A 2,933-nucleotide genomic window follows, 5' to 3' on the forward strand; every position below is an offset into this window, starting at 1 on the left:
AAAAACAGGGTGTTCGATATTAAAAAGAAAAATTACCACCTGGGTTTTAATGTCCTATACACTTTTTGAAATATTTCCACTATGTCCTCTATATAGTGCAGAGCTAAATTAGATATAACACAATCCCATTCATTTTCTGGATAGTCATATTCCTCTAATCCGCTAATACGATATTCAATTTGATTTCCTGAATTGCGCTTTTGGGCTTCCTCAATCATTTTCTTACTTAAATCGATCCCTAATATTTTTGTAGCTCCTTGTTCTTCTGCGAACTTGCAGTGCCAGCCATATCCGCACCCCAAGTCAAGAACAGATTTTCCTTCTAACGAAGGAAACAAAGGTTTTAATTGATGCCATTCACCAGCAGCTTTTAACCCCTCTTTATCAATGACAATAACATTCCCTTGTGTTTCTTCAAGAATTGCTGATCGCAAACTCGTTTTCCCTGACCCTGGTTGCCCACCAAGTAAAAAAGCGGTTGGCGATTCAACCGCTTTTTTTCCTTGAACCAATTCTTCTAAATTATCATTTAAGCGATTTTCAAATTGTTTGTCAGTAAAATTGACTATATTTGCCATATTAAGCCACTTTCTCTTTATTCAAAACTTGTTTTGAATAGCGATTCATTGACCGCCAATACTCATGAACGGCTTGTAATTCTTCTAAAGAATAATCAAAAAGATTTACACGTTTTGCAAGCTTTAATTGGTTTAATAAATTGACTTCCAATAATTGAGAGTCATTTTTATTTAATTCATGATTCAAAACATAGTTTAATACTCGATTATAAACGCTTGCCGATAATTCGTTAATGATCTCTATTTCAAATGTTTTTTCATAAGTAACTGCCATTTCATTTTCACTCCTTTTAAAGTTTGTCAGGTAAATATTTCCGAATATATTCTTCTAAGGCTTTATCCATAACTTCTTTTACGTTTCCGCCATTCTTTGCTGTTTCGATTTTTATAATATGGTGCAAGTCAGCACGAACACGAACCGTCTTATCCCCCATAATATCTTTTTTTGCACTGATTGGTGTATCATTTCGTTTTGCTTTTTGTGCGCCTAAATTTCCCACAACCACTCACTTCTTTCTATTTCTTCTTACTCTTATTTTATCATCAACAATCACAAATCACAAGTGATTTGTGATTAATCACTTGTGATTTGTGATTCTATTCTTTTTCGTTTTCTAATTGAATGATTCGCTCAAGCATTTCAAAAAATACGTTCTCATACATAGATAAAATCAATATATCCCTTTTCTCCGATTTTTACAACGGCATTGTAGGACTTTCTATCTTTCGTTTTGATTCCTTTTACCAGGGTTTCTTTTCCCTCTAGTAATTCTTTTACATTTGTTTTGGTGAGTTTTTTCTTTCTAAAATGTTCAGCTAAAGTGAAGGTACATTCAGGATAATTTGAACAACCATAAAACGATTTTTTTTAATACAATATTGTTGCCACACTTAGGACATTTTCCTACAAGGGGTCCCGAGCGCTTAGTGGGAATTTGTACCCCTTATCGATACAAATTCCCCGTAGGCGCTAGGGACCTCTTTAGCTCCTTGGAAGCTGTCAGTAGTATACCTAATAATTTATCTACATTCCCTTTAGTAACGTGTAACTTTCCAAATTTACAAAAGCGACTCATAGAATTATTTCCTCCCGTTAAATAATAGATAACTATTAAAAATAGACAATACTTGCTCATAAGTAACGGTACTTAAATTGTTTACTTTGGCGTGTTTCATTGCTTGATGAAACTGATTTTTAGTAAACAGTTGACGATATTCTCGATTGACCCATTTTGAAACAAAGTACGTATATAGCTTCCAATATTTATCTGGAACATCTGTGGTATGGCGGGTAAGTTTTATTAAGACACTGTTTACTTTTGGTTTAGGATGAAAGCATTCCGCTGGCAGCTTAAGCAATTGCTGAATCGAGACTTGAGTGTGCAAGAGCAACCCTAGTGTTCGGTGAATATCCAAGGTACCCTTGTAGAATCCTTCTTCAACAATCAGATAGATGTCAGACGCATGGCTTTCAAAAACCACTTTTTTAATAATTTGTGTGCTTAAATGGTAAGGAATACTCCCAACAATTTTATACCTCTGTTTGTTAGGGAATTGAAACTGTAGAATATCTTGGTGAATTAAAGTGACACGAGTATTCAGTTTTAATTTTTCTGACGATAAGTTGAATAGATGACTGTCTAATTCAATAGACGTTACCTGTTTACTTATTTTAGCCAGTTTCGTCGTTAAATGCCCTTTACCTGTTCCAATTTCGTAAACGGTATCGGTTTCTTTTAAATTCAATTGTTTTATTATTTGGTTGAGTACTTTTTCACTCGTTAAAAAGTTTTGAGAATATTTTATATTAAAGTTTTGAGAATATTTTATATTTTTGTTCATGTAATCACTCCTTCTTAATTACAAATTTTTAGCATCTAATTTAACTTCAATAGACTAATAACAATGTTTGGTCTTGCTTCACTTTGTGCTTGTCGGAAGCCTAAATAGTAACTGCGTTTTGCTTCGTGTCCGTCTGGCAACCGCTCAAATTGTTCATCAAGTTCTGATACACCTTCTTCGTTATAGCGTGGATCAAATTCTTCTAAAAAGTCTGCTTCCTCTACAACTTTAAGCTCAAACCCATTGTTCAGCAATCCCATTATAATCTGTGTAAGTGTGTGATGTTGTTTTACTACATCACATCCTAAAAAATGTGTATTTCGTTCTCCTGTTATAAAGTAATTATCAATCGCCCAATATTGCGGTTTCCCATCATCTGTATAAATCCAATCCTGCCCAACTCCTGCGGTAAAAACAGGGTGTTCGATATTAAAAGAAAAATTCCACCTGGTTTAATGTCCTATACACTTTTTTGAAATTATTTCCACTATGTCCTCTATATAGTGCAGAGCT

4 protein-coding genes and 3 pseudogenes are annotated in these 2,933 nt (G+C 34.0%); all 7 read right to left on the bottom strand.

Features of this window, described 5'->3' with window-relative positions:
- Positions 1-35 precede the first annotated feature (35 nt).
- Positions 36-578, bottom strand: a pseudogene (locus tag HMPREF9007_RS15160) (methyltransferase domain-containing protein); the annotation flags it as partial.
- Between the two features lies 1 nt (position 579).
- Positions 580-852, bottom strand: a complete 273-nt coding sequence (locus HMPREF9007_RS15155; protein ID WP_000301765.1) for an antitoxin — start codon at positions 850-852, stop codon at positions 580-582.
- Between the two features lie 16 nt (positions 853-868).
- Positions 869-1,084: a peptide-binding protein gene (locus tag HMPREF9007_RS15150; protein ID WP_002321610.1), complete on the bottom strand. Its 216-nt coding sequence runs from the start codon at positions 1,082-1,084 to the stop codon at positions 869-871.
- A 91-nt stretch (positions 1,085-1,175) separates the two neighbouring features.
- Positions 1,176-1,263: pseudogene (locus HMPREF9007_RS28065) on the bottom strand (chromosome partitioning protein ParA); the annotation flags it as partial.
- Between the two features lie 42 nt (positions 1,264-1,305).
- Positions 1,306-1,353: pseudogene (locus HMPREF9007_RS28070) on the bottom strand (hypothetical protein); the annotation flags it as partial.
- Between the two features lie 305 nt (positions 1,354-1,658).
- Positions 1,659-2,420 carry a 23S rRNA (adenine(2058)-N(6))-methyltransferase Erm(B) gene (erm(B), locus tag HMPREF9007_RS15145; protein ID WP_007841008.1) on the bottom strand — a complete coding sequence of 254 codons (762 nt, stop codon included), beginning with the start codon at positions 2,418-2,420 and terminating at the stop codon, positions 1,659-1,661.
- A gap of 35 nt (positions 2,421-2,455) precedes the next feature.
- Entirely contained in the window at positions 2,456-2,680 is a 225-nt protein-coding gene (locus tag HMPREF9007_RS27630; RefSeq protein ID WP_008761204.1) for a hypothetical protein, read from the bottom strand.
- Between the last annotated feature and the right edge of the window lie 253 nt (positions 2,681-2,933).

It is taken from the genome of Bacteroides sp. 1_1_14, assembly GCF_000162515.1.
GTDB lineage: Bacteria > Bacteroidota > Bacteroidia > Bacteroidales > Bacteroidaceae > Bacteroides > Bacteroides thetaiotaomicron.

What these genes read in the sequence shown, in the direction of transcription:
- HMPREF9007_RS15155 (WP_000301765.1), bottom strand. Translation starts at nt 852, where the DNA reads ATGGCAGTTACTTATGAAAAAACATTTGAAATAGAGATCATTAACGAA.
- HMPREF9007_RS27630 (WP_008761204.1), bottom strand. Translation starts at nt 2,680, where the DNA reads ATGGGATTGCTGAACAATGGGTTTGAGCTTAAAGTTGTAGAGGAAGCA.